This is a genomic window from Pseudomonas mandelii (genome assembly GCF_006438925.1).
Classification (GTDB): domain Bacteria; phylum Pseudomonadota; class Gammaproteobacteria; order Pseudomonadales; family Pseudomonadaceae; genus Aquipseudomonas; species Aquipseudomonas mandelii_C.
Window position 1 is genome coordinate 98,432 of record NZ_RCZA01000001.1, and the last position, 24,610, is coordinate 123,041.

The 24,610-nt window shown below is 60.2% G+C and carries 21 protein-coding genes and 1 pseudogene; 13 read left to right on the forward strand and 9 right to left on the reverse strand.

Annotated features, from left to right (window positions below):
• Positions 1 to 281 precede the first annotated feature (281 nt).
• Positions 282 to 2,459, forward strand: coding sequence for a malate synthase G (locus EAH74_RS00455; RefSeq protein WP_140674722.1), 2,178 nt, complete (start codon positions 282 to 284; stop codon positions 2,457 to 2,459).
• 159 nt (positions 2,460 to 2,618) lie between these two features.
• Here the strand turns inward: EAH74_RS00455 and EAH74_RS00460 are convergent, their stop codons facing one another.
• The gene (locus EAH74_RS00460) at positions 2,619 to 3,065 is read right to left on the reverse strand and encodes a response regulator (RefSeq protein WP_140674725.1); all 447 of its coding nucleotides are present in this window, start codon (positions 3,063 to 3,065) and stop codon (positions 2,619 to 2,621) included.
• Positions 3,066 to 3,317: 252 nt separating this feature from the next.
• Here EAH74_RS00460 and EAH74_RS00465 point away from each other — a divergent pair, with 252 nt between their 5' ends.
• From EAH74_RS00465 to EAH74_RS00500, 8 genes are all read left to right on the forward strand, one after another.
• A complete protein-coding gene (locus EAH74_RS00465; protein ID WP_140676132.1) occupies positions 3,318 to 5,258 on the forward strand; it encodes a putative nucleotidyltransferase substrate binding domain-containing protein in 1,941 nt (646 codons plus the stop codon).
• Positions 5,255 to 5,962 (forward strand): 3'-5' exonuclease, encoded by a 708-nt coding sequence (locus EAH74_RS00470; protein ID WP_140674728.1) that lies wholly within the window; start codon positions 5,255 to 5,257, stop codon positions 5,960 to 5,962. Before EAH74_RS00465 ends, EAH74_RS00470 begins: the two co-directional genes overlap by 4 nt.
• Positions 5,963 to 6,182: 220 nt before the next feature.
• Positions 6,183 to 6,701, forward strand: a complete 519-nt coding sequence (locus EAH74_RS00475; protein WP_033053398.1) for an RNA polymerase sigma factor — start codon at positions 6,183 to 6,185, stop codon at positions 6,699 to 6,701.
• Entirely contained in the window at positions 6,698 to 7,684 is a 987-nt protein-coding gene (locus EAH74_RS00480; protein WP_140674731.1) for a FecR domain-containing protein, read from the forward strand. Before EAH74_RS00475 ends, EAH74_RS00480 begins: the two co-directional genes overlap by 4 nt.
• Positions 7,685 to 7,885: 201 nt before the next feature.
• Positions 7,886 to 10,315, forward strand: a complete 2,430-nt coding sequence (locus EAH74_RS00485; protein WP_140674734.1) for a TonB-dependent siderophore receptor — start codon at positions 7,886 to 7,888, stop codon at positions 10,313 to 10,315.
• Between the two features lie 72 nt (positions 10,316 to 10,387).
• Entirely contained in the window at positions 10,388 to 11,518 is a 1,131-nt protein-coding gene (locus tag EAH74_RS00490) for a PepSY-associated TM helix domain-containing protein (RefSeq protein WP_140674737.1), read from the forward strand.
• Positions 11,515 to 11,694 (forward strand): hypothetical protein, encoded by a 180-nt coding sequence (locus EAH74_RS00495; protein ID WP_140674740.1) that lies wholly within the window; start codon positions 11,515 to 11,517, stop codon positions 11,692 to 11,694. The genes EAH74_RS00490 and EAH74_RS00495 overlap by 4 nt, the downstream gene beginning before the upstream one ends.
• Positions 11,695 to 11,983: 289 nt before the next feature.
• Positions 11,984 to 12,613 (forward strand): glutathione S-transferase, encoded by a 630-nt coding sequence (locus tag EAH74_RS00500; protein WP_140674743.1) that lies wholly within the window; start codon positions 11,984 to 11,986, stop codon positions 12,611 to 12,613.
• A gap of 210 nt (positions 12,614 to 12,823) precedes the next feature.
• Here the strand turns inward: EAH74_RS00500 and creD are convergent, their stop codons facing one another.
• The 4 genes and pseudogenes from creD to EAH74_RS00525 all read right to left on the reverse strand — a co-directional run bounded on the left by creD (position 12,824) and on the right by EAH74_RS00525 (position 17,176).
• Positions 12,824 to 14,194, reverse strand: coding sequence for a cell envelope integrity protein CreD (gene creD, locus EAH74_RS00510; RefSeq protein ID WP_140674749.1), 1,371 nt, complete (start codon positions 14,192 to 14,194; stop codon positions 12,824 to 12,826).
• Positions 14,195 to 14,494: 300 nt separating this feature from the next.
• Complete coding sequence (gene creC / locus EAH74_RS00515; protein ID WP_140674752.1) at positions 14,495 to 15,916, reverse strand: two-component system sensor histidine kinase CreC; 1,422 nt, start codon at positions 15,914 to 15,916, stop codon at positions 14,495 to 14,497.
• Positions 15,916 to 16,595, reverse strand: a pseudogene (gene creB / locus EAH74_RS00520) (two-component system response regulator CreB). Before creB ends, creC begins: the two are co-directional and overlap by 1 nt.
• Before the next feature lie 74 nt (positions 16,596 to 16,669).
• Positions 16,670 to 17,176: an ATP-dependent zinc protease family protein gene (locus tag EAH74_RS00525; RefSeq protein WP_140674755.1), complete on the reverse strand. Its 507-nt coding sequence runs from the start codon at positions 17,174 to 17,176 to the stop codon at positions 16,670 to 16,672.
• A 268-nt stretch (positions 17,177 to 17,444) separates the two neighbouring features.
• Here EAH74_RS00525 and EAH74_RS00530 point away from each other — a divergent pair, with 268 nt between their 5' ends.
• Complete coding sequence (locus EAH74_RS00530; protein WP_140674758.1) at positions 17,445 to 18,332, forward strand: acyltransferase; 888 nt, start codon at positions 17,445 to 17,447, stop codon at positions 18,330 to 18,332.
• A gap of 1 nt (position 18,333) precedes the next feature.
• Here the strand turns inward: EAH74_RS00530 and EAH74_RS00535 are convergent, their stop codons facing one another.
• Positions 18,334 to 18,885, reverse strand: a complete 552-nt coding sequence (locus EAH74_RS00535; RefSeq protein WP_140674761.1) for a DUF2780 domain-containing protein — start codon at positions 18,883 to 18,885, stop codon at positions 18,334 to 18,336.
• A gap of 215 nt (positions 18,886 to 19,100) precedes the next feature.
• On the opposite strand from EAH74_RS00535, the gene EAH74_RS00540 reads away from it, so the two are divergent.
• From EAH74_RS00540 to EAH74_RS00550, 3 genes are read left to right on the forward strand one after another with little or no spacing between them, the layout of a single operon-like run.
• The gene (locus EAH74_RS00540) at positions 19,101 to 19,691 is read left to right on the forward strand and encodes a fasciclin domain-containing protein (RefSeq protein WP_140674764.1); all 591 of its coding nucleotides are present in this window, start codon (positions 19,101 to 19,103) and stop codon (positions 19,689 to 19,691) included.
• A gap of 53 nt (positions 19,692 to 19,744) precedes the next feature.
• Complete coding sequence (locus tag EAH74_RS00545; RefSeq protein ID WP_140674767.1) at positions 19,745 to 20,380, forward strand: sigma-70 family RNA polymerase sigma factor; 636 nt, start codon at positions 19,745 to 19,747, stop codon at positions 20,378 to 20,380.
• On the forward strand, positions 20,377 to 21,051 hold the full coding sequence (locus EAH74_RS00550; protein ID WP_140674770.1) for an anti-sigma factor: 675 nt from the start codon (positions 20,377 to 20,379) through the stop codon (positions 21,049 to 21,051). Before EAH74_RS00545 ends, EAH74_RS00550 begins: the two co-directional genes overlap by 4 nt.
• A 243-nt stretch (positions 21,052 to 21,294) precedes the next feature.
• Here EAH74_RS00550 and fdhA read toward each other — a convergent pair whose 3' ends face one another.
• The 3 genes from fdhA to EAH74_RS00565 form a co-directional block, all read right to left on the reverse strand.
• Entirely contained in the window at positions 21,295 to 22,494 is a 1,200-nt protein-coding gene (gene fdhA, locus EAH74_RS00555; RefSeq protein WP_007947729.1) for a formaldehyde dehydrogenase, glutathione-independent, read from the reverse strand.
• A gap of 206 nt (positions 22,495 to 22,700) precedes the next feature.
• Entirely contained in the window at positions 22,701 to 23,558 is an 858-nt protein-coding gene (gene purU / locus EAH74_RS00560; RefSeq protein ID WP_010467046.1) for a formyltetrahydrofolate deformylase, read from the reverse strand.
• Between the two features lie 284 nt (positions 23,559 to 23,842).
• On the reverse strand, positions 23,843 to 24,475 hold the full coding sequence (locus tag EAH74_RS00565) for a sarcosine oxidase subunit gamma (protein WP_134420538.1): 633 nt from the start codon (positions 24,473 to 24,475) through the stop codon (positions 23,843 to 23,845).
• Positions 24,476 to 24,610: the final 135 nt, after the last annotated feature.

The window sequence follows — 24,610 nt, forward strand, 5'->3', positions numbered from 1 at the left end:
ATGGCGTCGCAGAACGACGTAATTAGTCTAATTTTCACAAGCGCAATTCATCATGTAGTATGCCGCAGCGCGCACTACATAACGCTGGATCGATGTCTGCCGCAGGTGCAGCCACAACCCTGAAAGCCCCGTCAGCAAGGCCTCAACGCCGTTGATTGGTCATAACCCAGCCGCCCGCAATGGCATGTACTGGTCGAAAGGTTTGTGGTTTAAATGCCAGAGGCTTCATTGTTAAATTGAAGAGCTGAAAAGCGAAATAGCTGAGCAGAGTGAGGCAAGCAATGACTGAACACGTTCAAGTCGGTGGCCTGCAGGTCGCCAAAGTCCTGTTCGACTTCGTGAACAACGAAGCCATTCCCGGTACCGGCCTCACCGCCGATAAGTTCTGGGCCGGTGCCGACAAGGTCATTCATGACCTGGCGCCGAAGAACAAAGCCCTACTCGCCAAACGCGATGATTTCCAGGCTCGTATCGATGGCTGGCACCAATCCCGTGCCGGTCAGACACACGACGCCGTGGCCTATAAAGCCTTCTTGCAAGACATCGGTTATCTGCTGCCAGAAGCGGCTGATTTCCAGGCAACGACGCAAAACGTCGATGACGAAATCGCCCGCATGGCCGGTCCACAGCTTGTGGTTCCGGTGATGAACGCCCGTTTCGCGCTCAATGCCTCGAACGCCCGTTGGGGTTCGCTGTATGACGCGCTCTACGGCACCGATGCCATCAGCGAAGCTGGCGGCGCGGAAAAAGGCAAAGGCTACAACAAGGTTCGCGGCGACAAGGTCATCGCCTTCGCCCGCGCCTTCCTCGACGAAGCGGCGCCATTGGCTGCCGGCACTCACGTCGATTCCACCGGCTACAAGATCGTTGACGGCAAACTGGTGGTCGCCCTTAAAGGCGGCAGCAACACCGGCCTGCGCAACGATGCACAGCTGATCGGTTTCCACGGCGATGCAGCCGCACCGACCGCGATCCTGCTGAAAAACAACGGCCTGCACTTCGAAATCCAGGTCGACGCCAGCACCCCGGTCGGCCAGACCGACGCTGCCGGCCTCAAAGACATCCTGATGGAAGCCGCGCTGACCACCATCATGGACTGCGAAGATTCCGTCGCTGCCGTCGATGCCGATGACAAAGTGGTGATCTACCGCAACTGGCTCGGCCTGATGAAGGGCGATCTGTCGGAAGAAGTCTCCAAGGGCGGTCAGACTTTTACCCGCACCATGAACGCCGACCGCAACTACACCGCCCTCGATGGCAGCGAATTGAGCCTGCACGGTCGCTCGCTGTTGTTCGTGCGCAACGTCGGTCACCTGATGACCATCGACGCGATCCTCGATAAAGAGGGCAACGAAGTGCCGGAAGGCATCCTCGACGGTCTGGTCACCAGCCTCGCGGCTATCCACAGCCTCAACGGCAACAACTCGCGCAAGAACAGCCGCACCGGCTCGGTCTACATCGTGAAACCGAAGATGCACGGCCCGGAAGAAGCAGCGTTCACCAACGAGCTGTTCGGTCGCATCGAAGAAGTACTCAGTCTGCCGCGCAACACGCTGAAAGTCGGGATCATGGACGAGGAGCGCCGTACCACGGTCAACCTGAAGGCCTGCATCAAGGCTGCCAGCGAGCGTGTAGTGTTCATCAACACCGGTTTCCTCGACCGTACCGGTGATGAAATCCACACTTCCATGGAAGCCGGCCCGATGGTGCGCAAGGCGGACATGAAGGCAGAGAAGTGGATCGGCGCCTACGAGAACTGGAACGTCGATATCGGTTTGAGCACCGGCCTGCAAGGTCGTGCGCAGATCGGTAAAGGCATGTGGGCCATGCCGGACCTGATGGCAGCGATGCTCGAACAGAAAATCGCTCACCCGATGGCCGGTGCCAACACTGCATGGGTTCCATCGCCGACCGCTGCTGCGCTGCATGCGCTGCACTACCACAAGGTCGATGTGTTCGCCCGTCAGGCCGAGTTGGCCAAACGTGCGCGCGCTTCGGTGGATGACATCCTGACCATCCCGCTGGCCGTCAATCCAGACTGGACTGCAGAGCAGATCAAGAACGAACTGGACAACAACGCCCAGGGCATTCTCGGTTATGTGGTGCGCTGGATCGACCAGGGCGTGGGCTGTTCGAAAGTGCCGGACATCAACGACGTCGGCCTGATGGAAGACCGTGCGACGCTGCGGATTTCCAGCCAACACATCGCCAACTGGCTGCGTCACGGCATCGTCACTGAAGATCAGGTCATGGAAAGCCTCAAGCGCATGGCGCCAGTGGTTGACCGTCAGAACGCCAATGACCCGCTGTATCGTCCGCTGGCACCTGACTTCGACAGCAACATCGCCTTCCAGGCGGCAGTCGAACTGGTGGTCGAAGGCACGAAGCAGCCGAACGGCTACACCGAGCCGGTCCTGCACCGTCGCCGCCGCGAGTTCAAGGCTGCCAATGGCCTGTAACTAAGCGCTGACGCCGGACAAAAAAGGCCCTGATCGAAAGATCAGGGCCTTTCCGTTTAAAGCAAAGTCAAAAGATCGCAGCCTTCGGCAGCTCCTACAGATGTACGCAATCCCATGTAGGAGCTGCCGAAGGCTGCGATCTTTTGATCCTTTAACAATTTACACATCCATTCCCAACTCATGCTTGACCAGCGCCAACAGCTTGCCGGTATCGACAGGCTTGAGCAGGAAGTCGACTACGCTCAAATGCATCGCGGCGATCGCATCTTTTACGTCAGCGTCACCGGACACGATGATAATCGGCATTGCCGCCCGAACCGACTCACGAACCTGGCGGATCAGCTCCAGGCCATCGACATTTCCCATCCGCAGATCGGTAATCACCAGGCCAATCGATGGCGTCGTCTCCAGCATCTTGAGTGCAGTTTCGCCACTGGCGGCGGTCATGCAGCGCACTCCGTCCAGGGCCAGAATCTCCGACAACAACTCGCGCGCGTCTTTATCGTCGTCGACGATCAGCACCCGCTGCGGCGGCAAGTCAGGTTCCAGCATGACGGCACTCAGCGCCTCGCGCTCGGCGTCACTCAAAATATCGTGGTCGGACATAGCTTTCTCTACGTTTTCAATCCAATTGCTATCACTTCCGTGTGACATCACCCAGCAGACCTTCAGGGTGCACTTCGTCGGAAAGTTTTCCTATAGCCAATGTAGGAGGTTTTTCCCACAGTTGCGTCAGACATTTCCCAAATACCGACAGCTTCACTGCCTACCTAGACTTACGTCCAATGGGCACCCCGCGCGCAGGGGCCGACCATGGCTGAGTCATCCGACAACAACAATTCAAAAAAGATTGCGGTAATGGTTATGAGTAAAGAGGACGCCTTCACACAGGCAGGGAAAACCGCGGTGTTGCAAAACATCCAGGGCACTTTGCAATTCCTTCAGCGCTTCCCGCCCTTCAATCAAATGGAACACGCCCACCTGGCGTACCTGGTCGAACAGTGTCAGCTGCGTTTTTATGCGCCCGGCGAGAGCATCCTCAAGCCCGCCGACGGCCCGGTTGAGCATTTCTACATCGTCAAGCAAGGCCGGGTCGTGGGTGAACGCCCCCATACGGCCAAGGGCGGCACCGAAACCACTTTCGAAATCACCACCGGCGAGTGTTTCCCCCTCGCCGCCCTGCTGGGTGAGCGTGCGACTCGTACCGAACATCTGGCCTCCGAAGACACCTTTTGCCTACAGCTGAACAAGCTGGCGTTCATCAAACTGTTCGCGATTTCCAACGCGTTTCGCGACTTTGCCCTACGCGGCGTGAGCAGCCTGCTGGATCAGGTCAACCAGCAAGTCCAGCAAAAAGCCGTGGAAACTCTCGGCACCCAGTACTCGCTCAATACCCGTCTGGGCGAATTGGCCATGCGCCATCCGGTCACCTGCAGCCCGACCACGCCACTGCGTGAAGCCGTGACCCTGATGCATGAGCAGCAGGTCGGCAGCATTGTGGTGGTCGACGAACATAAAGCGCCGCTGGGGATTTTCACCCTGCGCGACCTGCGCCATGTGGTGGCCGACGGCACTAACGATTTCAACGAAGCCATCGAGCGCCACATGACCCGGGCGCCGTTTTACCTGTCGCCGGACCACAGCGCCTTCGATGCGGCAATTGCCATGACCGAACGGCACATCGCCCACGTCTGTCTGGTGAAGGATCATCGCCTGTGTGGCGTGGTCTCGGAACGTGATCTGTTTTCCCTGCAACGGGTCGATCTGGTGCATCTGGCGCGGACTATCCGCAGCGCCCAGAAGGTGGAAAATCTGGTCGCGATGCGCGGCGAGATCGGCCAATTGGTAGAGCGCATGCTGGCCCACGGCGCCTCTTCAACCCAGATCACGCACATCATCACCCTGCTCAACGACCACACCGTGTGCCGGGTGATCGAACTCACCCTCGCCGAGAAAGGCGACCCCGGAATTCCGTTCAGCTGGCTGTGCTTCGGTAGCGAAGGCCGCCGCGAACAGACGCTGCACACCGATCAGGACAACGGCATTCTGTTCGAAGCCCGGGACGCGGCCCACGCCGCCGAGATTCGCGGCAAATTGCTGCCCATTGCCCAGCAGATCAACCAAAGCCTGGCGCTCTGCGGTTTCACCCTGTGCAAGGGCAACATCATGGCCGGCAACCCTGAGCTGTGTCTGTCCCGGGCCGAGTGGTCACGACGTTTTGCGGCGTTTATCCGCGAGGCCACGCCGGAGAACCTGTTGGGTTCGAGCATTTATTTCGACTTGCGGGTGGTCTGGGGCGACGAGCAAGGCTGCGAGCAGCTGCGTCAGGGCATTCTCGATCAGGTGAATGACAACCGTCTGTTCCAACGGATGATGGCCGAGAACGCCCTGCGCAACCGTCCGCCCGTAGGACGTTTCCGTGAGTTCGTACTGGCTCGCAAGAATGGCGAGAAAGCCACCCTGGACTTGAAGGTCCAGGGGCTGACGCCGTTTGTCGACGGTGCCCGACTGCTCGCGTTGGCCCATGGGGTCGAGGCGAACAACACGTTGGAGCGCTTTCGCCAACTGGTGGACAAAAGAGTCATCGAACGGCTGGACGGTGCGGCGTACGAAGAGGCCTATCACTTCATCCAGCAAGCCCGCATGCAGCAACATCAGCTACAGACTCGGGAGAACTTGCCCTACTCCAACCGGGTCGATCCAGACAGCCTCAATCATCTGGATCGACGGATCCTGCGTGAATCCCTGCGCCAGGCACAACGCCTGCAAAGCAGCCTGGCCCTGCGGTATCAGCTATGAGCCTGTTTTCATGGCTGCGCCCGGCAGGTCCGAGCCTTCCCGGTGAACTTCAACAACGTCTGCAACGCTTGCCTTCGGCGGCAGAGCTGGGCGAGTGCAGCCTGCGCGAACAGCGCTGGGTGGTGCTCGACCTGGAAACCACCGGATTGAACCTGAACAGGGATCGGGTGTTGTCCATCGGCGCGGTGGTGATCGAGGACGGGGCCATCGACTTCAGTCAGCAGTTCGAACGCACGTTGCAATGCGCCGACATGAAGTTGGCTCCCAGCGTGTTAATCCATGGCCTGGGACCGAGTGCAATTGCCGCGGGCAGCGACCCTGCTCAGGCCTTGGTCGAATTCATGGAGTTCGTCGGCGACAGCCCGGTGCTGGCGTTTCATGCGCCATTCGATCAGCACATGCTCGGGCGCGCCTTGAAAGATCATCTGGGCTACAAATTGCAGCATCCGTTTCTGGATGTGGCTGAAATCGCACCGCTACTTTGCCCCCAGGCGCACATTCGCGATGCCGGGCTGGATCAGTGGATCGACTGGTTCAAACTGGAAGTGTTCGAGCGCCACAATGCCAGTGCCGATGCGCTGGCCACCGCTGAGCTGGCGTTGATTCTGTTCAGCCGGGCGCGGCAGCTGCAGATTCATAGCCCGTTGAATCTGCAGCAGCGGTTGAATCAGTGGAAGCGCAGACAGCGAGCGCCCTCTTTCTGACAGCCACCGCCCCCCCTGTAGGAGCTGCCGAAGGCTGCGATCTTTTGATCTTAAAAAATCAAAGTCAAAAGATCGCAGCCTTCGGCAGCTCCTACAGGGATTTGCGCCGATATGCAGACGTTACCCTCCACCCGACCAGCGCCAATTGCTTACCTCCCCCGCCTCTGCCACAATCGCGAACAATTCTCGTTAGTTAATACTTCCCAATCGGTGATGCTGCGTGTCGTCAGTCCAAAGCCCTCAAAGTGAGCTCGTTGGTGCGTTGTATCGCGACCATCGCGGTTGGCTATTGGCCTGGCTGCGACGCAATGTGGCCTGCCCGCAACGGGCCGAAGACCTGAGTCAGGACACTTTCGTGCGTTTGCTGGGTCGTGAAGAGCTGAAGGAGCCGCGCGAACCGCGCGCGTTTCTGGTGGCGATTGCCAAGGGTCTGCTGTTCGACTATTTCCGCCGCGCCGCGCTGGAACAGGCCTACCTCACTGAACTGATGCTGATCCCCGCAGGTGAACAACCGTCGGTGGAGGAACAGCAACTGATTCTCGAAGACCTCAAAGCCATCGACCGCCTGCTTGGCAAGCTCTCAAGCAAAGCCCGGGCAGCGTTTCTCTATAACCGTCTCGACGGCCTCGGCCACGCCGAAATCGCCCAGCGCCTGGGCGTGTCCGTTCCCCGAGTGCGTCAGTACCTCGCCCAGGGCATTCGTCAGTGCTACATCGCGTTGTACGGTGAGCCGGTATGAGCCCGGTCAGCTCTAAACCCGTCTCGGCGCAGGTGCTGGATGCCGCGATTGCCTGGCAGTTGTCCCTGGACTCCGGCAACCCGGTGGAGCGCGAAGAGTTCGCCAAATGGCACGCCGCCCACGAAGAACATGCGCGGGCCTGGCGCCAACTGGGCATGCTCGACCAGCGCTTCAGCGTTGCCAGCGGCCCGGCTCGCACTGCTTTACTGCAATCGCGCGAAAGCATTCGCCGGCGTGTGCGCAAACTCGGCAGCGGCGTGGCCAGCATCGTCGCGGTGATCGGGTTGGCGTTGTTCGCCGGTGATCGTTACCTGCCGATCGACTATTGGCTGGCCGACCAGCGCACTGCCACCGGTGAGCAACGCACCCTGCGCCTGACCGACGGCACGCTGATCAACCTCAACACCCACAGTGCCGTGGATGTGCGTTTTGACGAAAAACAACGGCTGATCATCCTCCAGGAAGGGGAAATCCTCGTCGAAACCGGCCATGGCGACACCCGGCCGTTTATCGTCAAAACCCGCGAAGGCAGCCTGCGCGCGTTGGGGACAAGGTTCCTGGTCAAGCGCGAAGAAGAAGGTACGCGCCTGAGCGTGCTGAAATCGGCGGTAGCGGCCCATCCCGAGTCGAGTCCTGAAGAGCAGATTCTGCGTGAAGGCCAACAAGTCCTGATGCGCAGCAATGGCCTCGGGCCGATCGTCGCGCTCAACCTCGGCGCCGATGCCTGGACCCGCGGCATGCTGGTGGTGGACAACACACGGCTGGAGGACCTGATTCATGAACTCGGTCGCTACCGCCGCGGGCATCTGGGCGTGGCGCCGGAGATTGCCGACCTGCGGATCACCGGCAGCTTCCCGCTGCACGACACCGATCTGGCCCTGAGCGCCCTGCTGCCGACCCTGCCGGTGCAGATCGAACAGCACACGCCGTGGTGGGTGACGGTGGCGAAGGCTGACGTCAAACCCGTAGGAGCTGTCGAGTGAAACGAGGCTGCGATCTTTTGATCTGCTCCTAAAAAAACAAAGTCAAAAGATCGCAGCCTCGTTTCACTCGACAGCTCCTACACGGCTCCTACAAAGGCGGGCATTCACTGAATCGAAATTATTTTCAATCAGCCCTATCACTTTCGGATTCTCGTGCGGCACCTAGGCAATTGAGAAATATTTCCATTCAGGAGCCGCTGTATGTCCCGTTCGCTAGACACCGTGTTGCGCCCCAGTTTGCTGGCGATTGTCATTGCCCTTTGCGCCCCTCTGGCCAGCAGCCAGCTGATGGCCGCTGAACAGGCGTCCAGCGTTCGTGCCTACAACCTGCCGGCCGCGCCCTTGGCCAGCACCCTGAACCAGATCGCCAGCCAGGCGGGTCTGGCGCTGTCGTTGAATCCTTCACTGGCAGCGGGCAAGACCTCGGCGCCGGTCAAAGGCCAGTTCGACGCAGCCGGCGCTCTGCGTGAAGCCTTGCGCGGCACCGGTCTGCAACTGGAACAAAGCAACGCTGGCACTTATAGCCTGGTGGCCGTGCCTGAAGGCGTGATGGCCCTGCCGGAAACCGCCGTCATTGGCGTGGAAAACACCGAAAGTGCCTGGGGACCGGTGCAAGGTTACCTGGCGACCCGCACCGCCGCCGGCACCAAGACCGATACCGCGCTGGTCGAAGCTCCTCGCTCGATTTCGATCGCCACCCGCGAGCAAATGGACGACCGCAATGTGCATAGCCTCGATGACGCCGTGCGCTACATGCCCGGCATCGTCGCCAGCAGTTACGGCAGCGACACCCGTGCCGACTGGCTGCGCGTGCGGGGTTTCGAACCGACGCAATTCCTTGATGGCCTGCCACTGCCAAAAGGCGTGTACGCCAACCCGAAACAGGAAACCTGGAACCTCGACCGCCTCGCCCTACTACGCGGCCCGGCCTCGTCGGTTTACGGCCAGACCCCGCCAGGCGGCTTGCTGGACATGGTCAGCCGTCGTCCCAGCGCCGAGTCGAGCAGCGAAATCCAAGTGCAATACGGCAGTGACAACCATCGCCAGATCAACTTCGCCAGCACCGGCAAGATCGACGACGAAGGCCAGTTCCTCTACGGTTTGAGCGGTGTGGTGCGCGACAGCGGCACGCAGATCGACCACGTCGACAACAAGCGCTACAACATCGCGCCGAGCCTGACCTGGAACATCGACGAAGACACCCGGCTCACCCTGCTGACGCAATTCACCCGCGACGATACCGGCATCACCAGCCAGTTCTTGCCGGTGCAAGGCACCAAGATCCATTCGCCACTCGGCAAGATTTCCCATCACAAGAACCTCGGCGACCCGGACTGGGAATTTTACGACCGCACCTATTACGCACTGGGCTACGCCTTTGAACATCGTTTGAACGATGTCTGGCAGTTCAAGCAGAACCTGCGCTACACCAAATCGGACCTGTCCTTCCAGGCCCTCACCCCCGGCGCCTACCCGTTCACCCAGGTCGATGCCGAGGGCAACGTTGGCCGCTCGAGCACCAGTGTCGACGAGGACATCAGCCAGTTCGCCGTGGACAACAACTTCCAGGGCGACTTCGCGACCGGCGACATCCGTCACACCCTGTTGATCGGCCTCGATCACCAGCGCACCAACACCAACTACACCTCGATCTTCGGTGACGGTCTGACCACCAACGTCAACAACCCGATCTATGGCCAGCCCATTGTTCGTCCGCCACGTTCGGCGGCGTTCTATGACTACGACCAGAAGACTTACCAGACCGGACTGTACGTCCAGGACCAGATGGCCCTCGACCAATGGCGTCTGACGTTGGGTGGTCGTGAAGACTGGGTCCACACCGGCACCAGGTTCTTCAACAAAGGCGATGCCACCAACACCGAGCGCGACAAGAACTTCAGCGGCAACGCGGCGATCAGCTACGTATTCGACTCGGGCTTCGTGCCCTACTTGTCCTACGCCGAGTCGTTCCAGACGACCAGCAACGCCACGGCATCGCCGACCGATTCGTTCAAGCCGACCGAAGGCAAACAGTGGGAACTGGGCATCAAGTACCAACCGCCTGGCAGCAGCACTCTGTTGACCGCTGCGGTCTACGACCTGACCCAGAAAAACGTCTCCGTCACCACGACCAACTCGGACAACGTTTCGATCACCAGCCAGACCGGTGAAGTGAAAGTCAAAGGCCTGGAACTGGAAGCGGTCTCCGACGTCACCGAAAACCTCAAGGTGATCGCCGCTTACACCCTGGCAAAATCCGAAGTGCAGAAAGGCGATTTCAAAGGCAATCGTCTGCAACTGATGCCTAACCAGCAGGCTTCGCTGTGGGCCGATTACACCTGGCACAACGGCGTGCTGGACGGTTTCGGCATCGGCGCCGGCGCTCGCTACACCGGCAATACCTACGGCGATCAGGGCAACACCTGGCTGGGCAAGGCCGACGCTTACACGGTGTTCGATGCGGCGGTTCATTACGATCTGGGTCGTCTGGACAACAGCCTGAAAGGTGCCTCCCTGGCACTGAACGCCACCAACCTGTTCGACAAGGACTACATCTCCACGTGCGACAGTTTCTATTGCTATTACGGCGACCAACGCAGCGTCGTCGCCAGTGCCACTTACAAGTGGTAATGGCCTGACCTTGCACGCCCAAGTCCCGAGCCGTCCGACATGGACGGCTTTGGTATTTCTGAAGGCTATGAAATGAAAAGCAAAACAATTCGCCGCTGGTCCTTCGTCCACACCTGGACCAGCCTGATCTGCACCGTGTTCCTGCTGATGCTCGCGCTGACCGGCCTGCCATTGATCTTTCACCACGAGATCGACCACTTGCTGGGCGATGCCGCTGAACTGAAGGCGATGCCGGCGGACACCCCGCTGCTGAATTTGCAGCAGTTGGTGCGGGCGGCAGAAAAGCATCGGCCCGGCGAGGTCATGCAGTATTTCGGCTTTGACGAAGAAGAGCCCAACGCCGCGATTACGATCATGGCGGCCACCGCCGGCACCGAACCGAACTCGTCTCACACCTTCATGCTCGACGCCCGCACCGGCGAAGCGCTGGAGATGCCGTCGGCCAACGGCGGCTTCATGATGATCATGTTGCGCCTGCACGTGGACATGTTCGCCGGTCTGCCGGGCAAGTTGCTGCTGGCGTTCATGGGGATTCTGTTCGTGGTGGCGATTGTCTCCGGGACGGTGCTGTACCTGCCGTTCATGCGCCGTTTGAAATTTGCCACCGTGCGCCAGGACAAATCCACCCGCCTGCGCTGGCTCGACCTGCACAATTTGATCGGCGTGGTGACGCTGACCTGGGCCTTGGTGGTCGGCGTCACCGGCGTCATCAGCGCCTGCGCCGACCTGCTGATCGCCGCCTGGCGCAACGACAGCCTGAGCGCGATGGTCGCGCCGTACCGCGACGCACCGCCACTGACACAACTGGCGCCCGCGACCCGCTTGCTCGACATCGCCAAGGAAGTCGCACCGGGCATGCAGCCGGACTTCATTGCCTTCCCTGGCACACGCTTCTCCAGCGAACACCATTACGCGGTGTTCATGAAAGGCAGCACTCACCTGACCTCGCACCTGCTGACACCGGTGCTGATCGACGCCAGTACCCTGCAAGTCACCGCCGTGGCCGAACGCCCGTGGTACATGGACGCCATGGGCATGTCTCAACCGTTGCACTTCGGCGATTACGGCGGCATGCCGATGAAGATCCTCTGGGCGATCCTGGATGGGCTGACCATCATCGTGCTCGGGAGCGGGGTTTACCTGTGGGTGGTGCGGCGCAAGGCTGCGAAACCGGTACTCGACAACGCGGAGAGTCCAGCATGAGGCCGCGGCAGTCGAATTTCTGGAAGGTCTTCTCCACCCCTACAGTCATCGCCCTGCTCAGCGCCGCGGGGTTGTTTGCCGCGTTACTGGGGGATGGCGTGTGGGACGCGTTGAGCTGGCTGGGCCTGGGCGTTCCCGCCGCCCTTGCCCTGCGCGGCCTGCTGCAACGCCGCTGATCCAAATCGATTGACGGACTCCTGTAGCAGCTGTCGAGCAGCGCGAGGCTGCGTCCGGCGGCGCAGCGGCCGCAGTCCGGCAAACGCGATTTGTCTGAAACAACTCGGTCGCAGGATTCACGACTGCTGCGCAGCCGGACGCAGCCTCGCGCTGCTCGGCAGCTGCTACAGGGCCACAGATCGCTGCAGTCACACGACGACATCCGCTTTGGGTTCGATTGCCGACCGTTTGAGCTCCCGGATCAACGCGCTATGCTGCCCAGCACTGCCCCATACCGAGACGCTGCCAATGTCCGCCCCGAGCATGACCCTGTTCCACAATCCTTTGTCACCCTTCGTTCGCAAAGTCATGGTGCTGCTGCACGAAACCGGTCAACAGGACCGCGTGGCGCTGCAAGACTGCGTGCTCACACCGGTCAGCCCGGACCTGATACTCAACGAAGACAATCCGCTGGGTAAAATTCCGGCCTTGCGCCTGGCCGATGGCAACGTCATCCATGACAGCCGGGTGATCCTCGATTACCTCGACCACCAGCACGTCGGCAACCCGCTGATACCGCGCGACGGCTCAGCCCGCTGGCGGCGCCTGACCCTGGCCTCCCTGGCCGATGGGATCATGGACGCTGCGGTGCTGATTCGTTATGAAGTCGCCCTGCGTGCCCCGGAAAAACACTGGGACGAATGGCTCGATGGCCAGCGCGAGAAGATTCGTCGCGGCCTGGCATTGCTGGAAGCGGACGCGATTGCCGAGCTGACCAGCCATTTCGATGTGGCGGCGATCAGTGTTGCCTGTGCGTTGGGTTACCTGGATTTGCGCCATCCGGATCTGGAATGGCGCACGACGAATCCGAAGCTGGCGAACTGGTACTTTGAGGTGAGTCAGCGGCCTTCGATGCTGGCGACTATGCCGAAGGTTTAGAACTTCGCTCGCTGTCAGGGCCTCTTCGCGAGCAGGCTCGCTCCCACAGTTGATCTTTGGTGGGCACGAATTTTGTGTTCACAGGAGATCCCCTGTGGGAGCGAGCTTGCTCGCGATTGCACCACACCGGATCTAACGCAAACAACCCGCGAATCAGCGTCGCCAACACCTCGCCCTCCCGCTGATCCTCACGCAACCCCAACGACCGGCTCATTCCACAGCCCCAATATCAAACGCCAACGGCTTGGCCGACTTCGGCCCAATCCCATACCAGTCCAGCTTGCGGGTCAGCACCATAAACACGCCCAACAACCCGAACAACAGCAGCGAACCCATCAACAACGCGTAATCCTCTGCACTGAGCAAGCCATAGAGCAAGCCATACAACGCCGCCAATCCCGCCGAAAAACTCAAGCCGTGACGCACGCTGCGTAGCACATGGCAGACATAAAACCCGATCAACAACACACAGCTGCCCGCCGATAACAGATACGCCAGGGCAAAGCCGATGTGCTCGGACAGCGACAACAACAGCAGGTAGAAAAACGCCAGGGCGACGCCCACCAGCGCGTACTGGATTGGATGCACGGCCATGCTTTTGAGTACTTCGAACAGGAAGAATCCGGCAAAGGTCAGGGCAATGAACAGCAGCGCGTATTTGATCGCCCGATCACTCTTGAGGTACTGATCCACCGGATCGATGAAACTCACCCCGAAGTTGCGGCTCTTGAACTCGTCACAACGGTCGCTGGTCAGGCAGTTGGTCAAGGCTTCTTCCAGGTTGGTGGAAAAGAACGAAGTCTGCCAATTCGCGGTAAAACCTGTCCCGGTGACTTCACGCTGAGCCGGCAAGTACTTGCCGATAAAGCTCGGGTGAGGCCAGTTGGCCGCCAGTTGCACCTTGCTGGTTTTGCCGACCGGAGTGATCTGCAACTGGCCGGTGCCCTGCAGGCGCAGGTCAAAGGCGAACGCCAGTTCCGCGCCTTTGTGCCTGTCCAGCGCGGGCAACATGACGTGTGCCCCCTCGCCTAGCCAGCCCAGCTGCGTGCCCGGTTCAAAGTCCAGACTCTGACCATTGAGGTCCAGTTTCAGGGCATTTTCGATCCCGCGGATATCGCTGATGCCTATCGTCAGAAACGCTTGATCAAACTGATAATCGGCGAAATCTTCCTTGATGCCCAGCTGCGCGGGAATCGAAAACAGGCCGCTGATGTGGTTGTCGGCGTGGTACAGCCGCGCCTCGTAAATACCCCGCGAGCGCAACTCGGTCTGCACCTTGCCGTCGAGCTCGAAACGCTCCGGCAGAAAATACAGATGGCCGCGTTCTTCGCCGGTTTCCTGGTAGCGCTTGTTGGTTTTCTCATTGGTCTTCCAGATCCGCACCACTTTGCGATACGGCACCACCATCAGCGGCCCGCTGAGTTGCTGGCTATAGCTGGAACTGCGGGCGATGTCTTCGAGGACACCGTCGCGCAGTTGCTGGCGGTCCTGGATCACGCCGTTAATCATCAGGAGCGGGATCAGCAACAACAGGATCAGAAGGGCAATTGCCCCGAGTTTTAGGGTCAGGCTGCGGTTCATGGGACTCTCCCTGTTTGGATGGGGCGAGTCTGGGATTTGTATGTGGAGGGGGTGTGGGGGGAATGTGGAGACTTTGTGGAGAGTGTTTCAGCGGGGAGAACCACCCCTCACCCTAGCCCTCCCGAAACGTCGGACCGCCCCAAGGGGTAGAGGGGACTGACCAATGTGTTATGTAGAAAATTGGCGACCTGAGATATCAAGTCGAACTCTGGATTTGAAAACCATGGAGATCGGCTCCCTTTCCCCCTCTCCCCTCTGGGGCGATCCGACGTTTCGGGAGGGCTGGGGTGAGGGGTGGAACTAAGCAGGCATATGCAATATGACTTGAACACCACCATCGACATTACCGATGCTCACCGCGCCACCATGCAACTTGACCACCTCTTCAACGAAGTTGAGTCCCAGCCCGGTGCTCTTGCGCCCGCTGTCCGGTCGAGGCAGTGAATAGAAACGTTCGCTCAATCGCGGTAACGCATAGTCGGGAATGGCCTCGGCCTGGTTGAACAGCCTGAACTCGATCTGCTCCCCAATGCGCTCGGCGCTGAATCGCAGCAAGCCCTGCGCCGGGGTGAAATCCAACGCATTCTCCAGCAAATTACCCAGCGCCTGACGCAACAGGAACGGTTCACCGGTGAGCACCAGATCCGCTGCAATGGTGTGTTCCACGCGCAACTGCTTGCCTTCGATGCGCGCCGCCTGAGCGCTCAGCAATTCATCTACCAACTTCGCCAGCGGTACCGCCACCCGTTCCTCCAGCCCTTGGCGTTGCTCGACCAGGGCCAGATTCAACAGGCGTTCAATCAACTGCTGCATCCGCGCGCTTTCGCTGTCGATGTTGCTGACAAAACGCTGCTGCTGAGCCAGCGGCATCTCGCCTTGCAGCAACTCCGCCGCGCCGCGAATCGCCGCCAGCGGGCTTTTCAGTTCGTGGGTCAATGTGTGCACGTAACGCTCGACGTAGGCTCTGCCTTCGAGTTGCGTACGCATCTGCTCAACCGCCGTCGCCAGTTGTTCCAGTTCGCCGCCTCGATAGTGCGGAACCTCGACCCTGCGGCCCTCACTCACCGCCTGGGCGTACGCCGTCAAACGCCGTAATGCAGCGCTCAGCCACCAGGACAACAACGCGCCGAACAGCAGACCGAGGCCGATCAACCCGGCGCCCCAGGCAAGCAATCGCCGCTCAGTGCGATCAACGTAAGGCTGCAACGAGCTGTTGGGTTTGGCGACGGTGACTACGCCGATGATCTGGCCGTTGTCGCGAATCGGGGCGCCGACGTGCATCACCGAGGAGTTCGGGTCGCTCGGATCGCTGCGGCTGGAACGCGCGCCATATTCGCCACGCAAGGTCAGTAAAACGTCGTTCCAGCGCGAGTAGTCCTGGCCCACTGCAACGCCGCTGGAATCCAGTACGACAATGCCCTTGGCATCGGTGACGTAGATCCGGTGGTTGACCTGATTCTTCGGCAATCCCCAAATGCTCGCCTTGGGTTGCCGCTCGCCATAAGCCTTGAGCAGTTGGGGCCAGCGGTTCTGATTCAGGGTGCCGGCCTTGAAGTCGTCGCGCAGGATTTCGGCCATCAAGTTGGCGGTGTCGACCAGCGTTTCTTCGGTGGACTGGCGCACGCCGGGACGGATTTCTTCCATCACGGTGTTCAGCACAAAGTAGCCGGTCAGGCCGATAAACAGCACGTAGACCAAAAAGATCCGAATCCCCAGTGGCATCAGCTACGCCCCGGGCTGTAGCTGTAACCGAGGCCGCGATGGGTCTGGATGGGTTCTGCGCGGCCTTCACCCCGCGCAGTTTGGCGCGCACGCTCTTGATGTGGCTGTCGATACTGCGTTCGTAACCGGCATCAGCGGCGACGCCCAGCGCATCGAGCAATTGCTCGCGGCTGAAAACGCGTTCGGGTTGGTCCAACAGGCATTGCAGCAGGCGGAACTCATGGCGGGTCAGGGTTAGCGGCTGACCGCGATAGCTGATCTGCACCCGCTCGCTGTCGATGCGAAACAGTGCCGACGACACCTCGGTCGCTGCTCGCGGCGCCATGCGTTTGAGAATCGCCCGGACCCGCGCCGCCACTTCCCGTGGGCTGAACGGCTTGACCACATAATCGTCGGCACCGATTTCCAGGCCTACGACGCGATCGATTTCTGCATCACGGGCGCTGAGGAAAATCACCGGCACTTCGCTGAAACGCCGCAATTGCTTGCAGGTCTCGAAGCCGCTGATGTCCGGCAGACCAATGTCGAGAATGATCAGGTCAGCCGGGGTCTGGCGCTGATGCTCCAGCGCCGCCGCGCCAAGGCTCAACCAGGTGGTGGTGAAGCCCTCGCCCTGCAACGCAAAAGTCAGGGTGTCGGCAATCGCCACTTCGTCTTCGACAATCAGGATATGGGGCATGGCGTCCGAGCCCGGCAGTTAAGTGGGCGAACGGTGCCCCAAGGCTCACGTTACGTCAATGAGACCTCTTGAAATCAGCAGTCGGGTTTATCCGCGGTAAAGCGCCGTGCCGGGTTCACTGCCGCGCCGAACTCACGCAAGGCTTTGGCACCGATCAACAAAGGGTAGTTGAAGCTGCTGCGGTCGGTGAGGTTGACCTCAACGGTGCGCTTGACGTTGCCCAGGCACAATTCCAGATCGACCACCGGACGCTTGGTGGGTTCGACGGCGTCCTTGTCATCCTCGTCTTCTTCGGAGCGGGTCTTGATCTTGCTGATCCGCGCGATCTTGTGTTCGTAGACCTTGTTGCTCGCGCCTTTGGTAGCGAGGCGAAAACGCACCCACTCGTCGCCATCGCGGGTAAAGGTTTCGATGTCTTTGGCCGACAGCGACGCGGTCAGGGCGCCGGTGTCCATCTTGGCCTTGAGGACTTCGCCACCGATTTCCGGCAGCGCGATGTATTCGTAGCGCCCGTACAGGGTCGGCTCAGCGGCCAGGACCGGCAGGGCAATGAGGGAAAGCAGTGCAAGGAGGGATTTCACGTAATGGGCTTCCTTGAGGAGTGGGCAGCGGAATTTTAGACCGTTGTTGAGTAGATCGTTCCCACGCTCTGCGTGGGAATGCAGCCCGGGACGCTCCGCGTCCCAAAGCGTGACGCAGAGCGTCACAAGAGGCATTCCCACGCAGAGCGTGGGAACAATCGGTGTAGAGAGGTTAGCGGCTCGAAGGTGAAACAATCGTCGTCGCCGATTTGGCCTGCCGTCCGAAGCTGCTTATCATTGCGCGCCCAAACGCTTTCAAGAGTTATTTATGCGCCGCCTGCTCACCGGCTGTTTCGTTACCCTGCTGCTGTTGCTCAACACCCTGGCCCTGTTCGGGCCCCTGATGGTGTTCGCCTTGCTCAAACTGGTCCTGCCCGGGCGCTTGCGTGATTACGCGTCATGGACGGTCATGGGGATCGCCGAGACCTGGGCCGAAATCGACAAGCTGATTTTCCGCCTGTGCATCCCCACGCAATGGGACATCCGCGGCGGCGATGACCTGCAGGTCGACACGTCGTATCTGGTGATCAGCAACCATCAATCCTGGGTCGATATCCCGGCGCTGATCCAGACGCTGAACCGACGCACACCGTTCTTCAAGTTCTTCCTCAAGAAAGAGCTGATCTGGGTACCGTTCCTGGGGTTGGCGTGGTGGGCGCTGGATTACCCGTTCATGAAACGCTACACCAAGGCATTCCTGGCGAAACACCCTGAGTTGGCTGGCAAGGATCTGGAGATCACTAAAGCGGCGTGCGAGTTGTACAAGCGTCAGCCAGTGACGGTGGTCAATTACCTGGAAGGCACACGCTATACCGCGGCGAAAAGTGCCCAGCAGCAATCACCCTTTACACACCTGCTCAGGCCCAAGGCTGGCGGCGTGGCGTTTGTTCTGGCGGCAATGGGTGAGCAACTGGACGCCGTCCTTGATGTGACGGTGGTGTATCCGCAACAGAGGATTCCGGGATTCTGGGATTTGCTCAGCGGCAACGTGCCGAGGGTCATCATCGACATCAAGACCCGCGAACTCGACCCGGCGCTGTGGCAGGGCGATTACGAAAATGATCCGCCGTTTCGCGACACCATCCAGAACTGGGTCAACCAGCTCTGGATCGAGAAGGACCTGCGCATCGACGCGTTGCGCGCCGAGCGCCGCTGAATCAGGTACCGGTGCCTGCGCCCCAGATCCCGCCCAGGCTTGTCAGCAGCGACCCGCCGACGCCCTGCTGACCAAAAAATTGCAGAAGCACGGGGGCAAACAGGCCGATCATGCCAGTGTCCATGCCCAATGCGTTGAAGGCACTGTTCAGGTCGTTGGTGCTACTCACGTTGCCCAAGAGGTTGTCCAGACCTGCCGCTTTACCGGACGAGCCAAGCAAGCCGCTGAGGACGCCCAGTTCCCCGCCACCGGACAGTAAGTCGATTCCGGGCACGCTTTTGGCCAACGCCGAGTAGTCGGTCGAACTCAATTGATTCTTCGCCAGACCGAGCATCGCCCCGGCACCGCCAATGGCTTGTTCTGGTGTCACGTTCAATTGGCTGAGCGCACTGAGCAGACCGGCCGTCTGCGCGGTCGGCGCGGCTGCGGCGGCGTCATCGTCCTGCGTGCCGGAGATGGCATTGGCCGCATCGAACAGGCTGAACTGAGCAAAGACCGGACTGGCCGCCAGACACATCAGCGAAGCCAGTGCAAAACCGCGTGAAATCTTCATCCAGACATCCTCATGTGCCATGAAAACCGCCCGGCAATGGGCGGCGAAAAACCGTGGTTTGGACTGGCATCCCGGGGGATTGTTCCCAGCCTTGGCGAGCCCCTGACGAACAGTCGAAAAAGAATTCACCGGCGCTGCATCCAGTCTGGCCCCGCCCGCGTATATCAAGCACGGACAGACACTCCTGGCCGATTCCCTTCACGAGGATCATCACCATGAAACGCACTTCGATCAAAACGCCGTTGATTGCCAGCCTGCTGACCCTGACCCTTGGCGGTGGATTCGCCCTGAACACCGTGCAAGCGGCAGACACGAGCCATGCGGTCATCGTCGGCGGCCAGAGCATGATGCCGAGCAAAGACATCATCGATAACGCGGTGAACTCCGCCGACCACACCACCCTGGTCGCCGCCGTGAAAGCCGCAGGCTTGGTGGATACCCTCAAGGGCAAAGGCCCGTTCACCGTGTTCGCCCCGGTCAACTCGGCTTTCGCCGCCCTGCCGGCCGGCACGGTCGATACTCTGCTCAAACCCGCCAACAAGGCGACCCTGACTCACGTCCTCACCTACCACGTGGTCGCCGGAAAACTCGACATGATGACCCTGGCCGAGAAGATCAAGGCCGGTGGCGGCAAAGCCGAACTGACCACCGTCGCAGGCGGCAAGCTGTGGGCGATGATGAACGGCCCGCACAACATCACGATCAAGGATGAAAAAGGTGACGTCGCCGACATCACCACCTATGACGTGTACCAGTCCAACGGTGTGATTCAGGTCATCGACAAAGTACTGATGCCGAAAAGCTGAGGGGTGCCGCCGACCCTGTCCATCGGGGTCGGCGGTTTCCGAGGTGGCCGCCCGTGAATGGAACAACCGCGCACCGTGAACTAACCTCTGCCTGCAACCGGCACCTCACGCAGCCCACCTCGATTGCCTGGAGAACTGCCATTCCCATCGCCGACGCCGATCAGCTCAGGCAGCTTCTGGCCCAGTGTTCACTGGGCGACCGCCGCGCTTTCGAGACGCTTTATCGCAGCGTCGGCCCACGGCTGCATGGCGTAGCGCTGCATTTCATGGGACGGCCGGATCTGGCTGAAGAAGTGCTGCAGGAAAGCTTCGTGCGCATCTGGAACAACGCCTCGCGCTATGAGGCGCATCTGTCGGCACCGCTGACCTGGATGATCAACATCACCCGTCATCAGGCCATCGATCAGTTGCGCAAACACCGCGACCGGCCGTTAAGCGACCTTGAAGAACAGGCGCTGGTGGATGAAAGCCCATCGGCCCACGAACAGCTCAGCAGTGCCCGTGAGGCCAACGCCTTGAACCGGTGCCTGGAAAGCCTCGACGGCATGCAGCGTCAATCGATCACCGTGGCTTACTTTCAGGGGTTGTCCTGCTCTGAGCTCGCCGAACACCTGGCCGCGCCGCTGGGCTCGGTGAAATCCTGGATCCGCCGCGGTATGGAGCGACTGCGCAGGTGCCTTGAATCATGAACTATCAAACCCCGACTTTGCGCCGCGCCCTCGCCGCCGATTACGCCATTGGCTTGATGCCGTCTGCCGCCCGTCGGCGTTTCGAACAGTTGTTGCTGGAAGACGCCGCATTGCGCGCGGAACTGGCGCAGTGGCAGGAAAGCCTGGTCAGCTTGACCGAAGCCCTGCCGGAGCAGCCGGTGCCGGATCGGGTGTGGCAGGGAATTACGGCGCGGATTGAGCCGCAAGTACTGCACATGCCGGAAAAACGTCGGTTCTGGAGCTGGTTGCGAGTGACAGCTGCGGTTTGCTCGCTGGTGATCGCCGTGACGTTGGGCGTGATTTACAACCGCGACAGTGCGCGTTACAGCGCCACACTGCTGGCGGCCGACGCGCAACCGGCGCTGAAGGTTGAAGCGCATGAGGATTATTTGAACGTTGAGCCGCTGACGCTGGCGGCGGTCGATCCGGGGCGCAGTCTGGAGTTATGGGCGATTCCGGCGGACGGCAAGCCGATTTCCCTTGGGGTGATTCCGGCGGGCGGCAAGGGCCGCGTAGAGTTGAGCGATGCGCAGAAGACATTGATCGACAAGCCGATTGCGCTGGCCGTGAGTCTTGAGCCGAAGGGTGGTTCGCCGACCGGGCAACCGACGGGGCCGGTGTTGTATCAAGGGGCGTTGGCGGCGTTGTGATCGACTGGAAATCGACCCCTCACCCTAAGACTGACCGAGTTGTCCTTAGAGCTACATCAACCTGAAATTCCTGAGTCGAACTCAGGTTTGAAAAGCATAGAGATCGGCCCCCTTTCCCCCCCTCCCTCTGGGGCGGTCCGACGTTTCGGGAGGGCTGGATTTCGAATACGACATACCTCGATCTGCCGACATCAAAAACACAAAAAAGGCGATCCGAAGATCGCCTTTGTTTTGCCTGAAGCCTTACGCCGCACTAAACAACTTGTGCGGATCGATCACAAACTTCTTCGGCACGCCCGCATCGAACTCGCCATAACCACGTGGCGCGTCATCCAGGCTGATCACCTCAACACCAACAATGTCGGCAATGTGGATACGGTCCCACATGATCGCCTGCATCAACTGGCGGTTGTACTTCATCACTGGCGTCTGGCCAGTGTGGAAGCTGTGGGATTTGGCCCAGCCCAGACCGAAGCGGATGCTCAGGCTGCCCATCTTCGCGGCTGCATCGACTGCACCCGGATCTTCAGTCACGTACAGGCCAGGGATACCGATTTTGCCGGCAACCCGAACCACGCCCATCAGCGAGTTGAGCACGGTGGCCGGAGCCTCGTGTTTCACGCCGTCATGGCCGTGACCACGCGCTTCGAAGCCTACGGCGTCGACGGCGCAATCCACTTCTGGTTCACCCAGCAGTGCAGCGATCTGTTCGTGCAGCGGGGTGTCCAGGGACAGGTCGGCGATTTCGAAACCCTGAGCCTTGGCGTGCGCCAGGCGGACGGTGTTGACGTCACCGATGATCACCACGGCCGCGCCCAACAGGCGAGCGGAAGCGGCAGCGGCCAGACCGACAGGACCGGCACCGGCGATGTACACGGTGCTGCCCGGGCCAACGCCGGCCGTCACTGCGCCGTGGTAACCGGTCGGCAGGATGTCGGAGAGGCAGGTCAGGTCGCGGATTTTTTCCATCGCGCGATCGCGATCCGGAAGTTTCAGCAGGTTGAAGTCGGCATACGGCACCATCGCGTATTCAGCCTGACCGCCGGTCCAGTCGCCCATGTCCACATAACCGTAAGCACCGCCGGGACGGGCCGGGTTAACGCTGAGGCAAACACCGGTGTGCATCTCTTTGCAGGAACGGCAGCGCCCGCAAGCGACGTTGAACGGGACGGACACCAGGTCGCCGATCTGCAGGTTCTCGACGTCGCTGCCCTTTTCGATCACTTCACCGGTGATTTCGTGACCCAGTACCAGGCCAGTTTGCGCCGTGGTACGACCGCGCACCATGTGCTGGTCGGAACCACAGATGTTGGTGGAAACCACACGCAGGATGACAGCGTGATTAATCTTCCTGCCGCGCGGGTCCTGCATTTTCGGATAGTCGATTTTCTGTATTTCGACTTTGCCATTGCCGAGATACACCACACCACGATTGCCAGACATGCTTTCACCTCGCTGTTGTTTTTATGTAGCGGTCGCGTCGCCATGGAGCGGCGGCGCGTTGATTGCTCGGGTTATTGCCCGTGTGTCTTGTGTTGTCTGTTATGCCGCCATCGCGAGCAAGCTCGCTCCCACAATGGATCGGGGTGTACACAAGGTCTGCGAACCACACAAAACCCTGTGGGAGCGAGCTTGCTCGCGATAGCGATCTAAAGAACGACCGTTCTGTTCGCGTTCAAAAACACTCGTCTTTCAATGTGATATCCAACCGCCCGCGCCAACGTCAGCCCTTCGATATCCCGCCCCTTGGCGATCAAATCTTCCGGGTAATGACTGTGGTCCACGGCCTCTACGCCCTGGGCGATGATCGGGCCTTCGTCCAGGTCGTTGTTGATGTAGTGCGCCGTGGCGCCGACCAGTTTCACGCCCTTGTTGTAGGCCTGGTGATAGGGCTTGGCGCCCTTGAAACCCGGCAGCAGGGAGTGATGGATGTTGATCGCCTTGCCGTCGAGTTTGCGGCACAGCTCTGGCGACAGGACTTGCATGTAACGGGCAAGGATCACCAGTTCGGCGCCGGACTCTTCAATCACCTGCCAGACCTGACGCTCCTGGGACGGTTTGTCGTTCGGGTCCAGCGGGAAGTGGTAGTACGGAATCTGGTGCCAGTCGGCCAGCGGCTTGAGGTCCGGGTGGTTGGAAACCACAGCGGCCACGTCCATCGACAATTGGCCGATGCGCTGGCGGTAGAGCAAGTCGTTTAAGCAGTGATCGGCCTTGGAAACCATGATCACCACTTTCGGGCGGTAGTTCGGCGGCGTCAGCTCGAAAACCATGCCGAAGGCTTTGCCACGCTCTTCCAGACCGGCGCGAAAGGCTTGCTCGTCGAAGCCGTCCGGCTGGCGGAATTCCACGCGAATGAAGAAACGGCCCGAAAGCCGATCATCGAAGGAGTGGTGTTCAGTGACGTAGCAGCCCTGCTCGAACAGAAAGCGGGTCACCGCATCCACGGTGCCGAGGACGCTTGGGCAGTCGGCGGTCAGAATCCATGTGTCTGGGGCGCGGCTCATAGTGCGGTGACTCCTGTTCATTGTGCTGGGTGTCAGGGAAATTCCCCCCTCACCCTAACCCTCTCCCCAAAGGGGCGAGGGGACTGACCGAGTTGTTCTTGGAGCGACATCGACCTGAAATACCGAGGCGAACTCAAGTTCTGGAAAAGCAATTTCAAGCCAGACACACATTTTGAAAACACTGGAGATCGACTCCCTTTCCCCCTCTCCCCCATGGGGAGAGGGTTGGGGTGAGGGGTCGATCTCAAACCAGTCCTTGATAACAGGACCAACTCGCTCTGCTCTTAAGCCTGAACACTCAACCCGTACTCAGCCGCCGCATCCTGCAACCACAACCACCAGTAATCCGAGAAGCTGCGACGAATCAGCAGTTCCCAGGTGTCTTCCGCGGTGTGGCGGATCACCAGTTGCGACTTGGCAAACACGGTGCCCACAGCCTTGCCCACCGGAAAACTGTTGGGGTGCACGTCGTAGCTGGTGGACTTCATCAGCACCTGGCGCACGTTCGGGCCGCTCAGTTCGAGGAGTTGCTGGCCACCGCTGACGTTGGTGATCGCGATGTGCAGGTCGCCCAGCGCTTCACGCAGTTTCTGCTCGGCGGCGAATTCTTCACCGGTCGGCACGATCAGCAGCCATTCATCCGGCCCCATCCATTGCAGGCTGGTTTCGCCTTTGACGACGACGGTCAGCGCGCCCGGCAATTCGATACCGAGGGCTTTGTGCACGCCGGCAGCGAACGCCGCATCATGGCCATCGCCACGAATGGTCAGGTGGCCGAGGAGTTTTTTCTCACGCACGATCACGCCGGCGCTTTTGCGGCCCTTGCCCACCAGGCTGGCGAGGTCGGCGTGATGCAGCGACGACTCGGCCTTGGCCCCGGTGGTTGGGCGTTGTTGGTAAACATTGGCTGCGGTCATAAAGCACCTTTCCTGAATTCTGTTGGTCCTGTGGAGGCTGTTCTGCCGCCTTCGCGAGCAGGCTCGCTCCCACATTTGACCGCGATCTCCTGTGGGAGCGAGCCTGCTCGCGAAGGCGGTAGCAGGCACCCCACA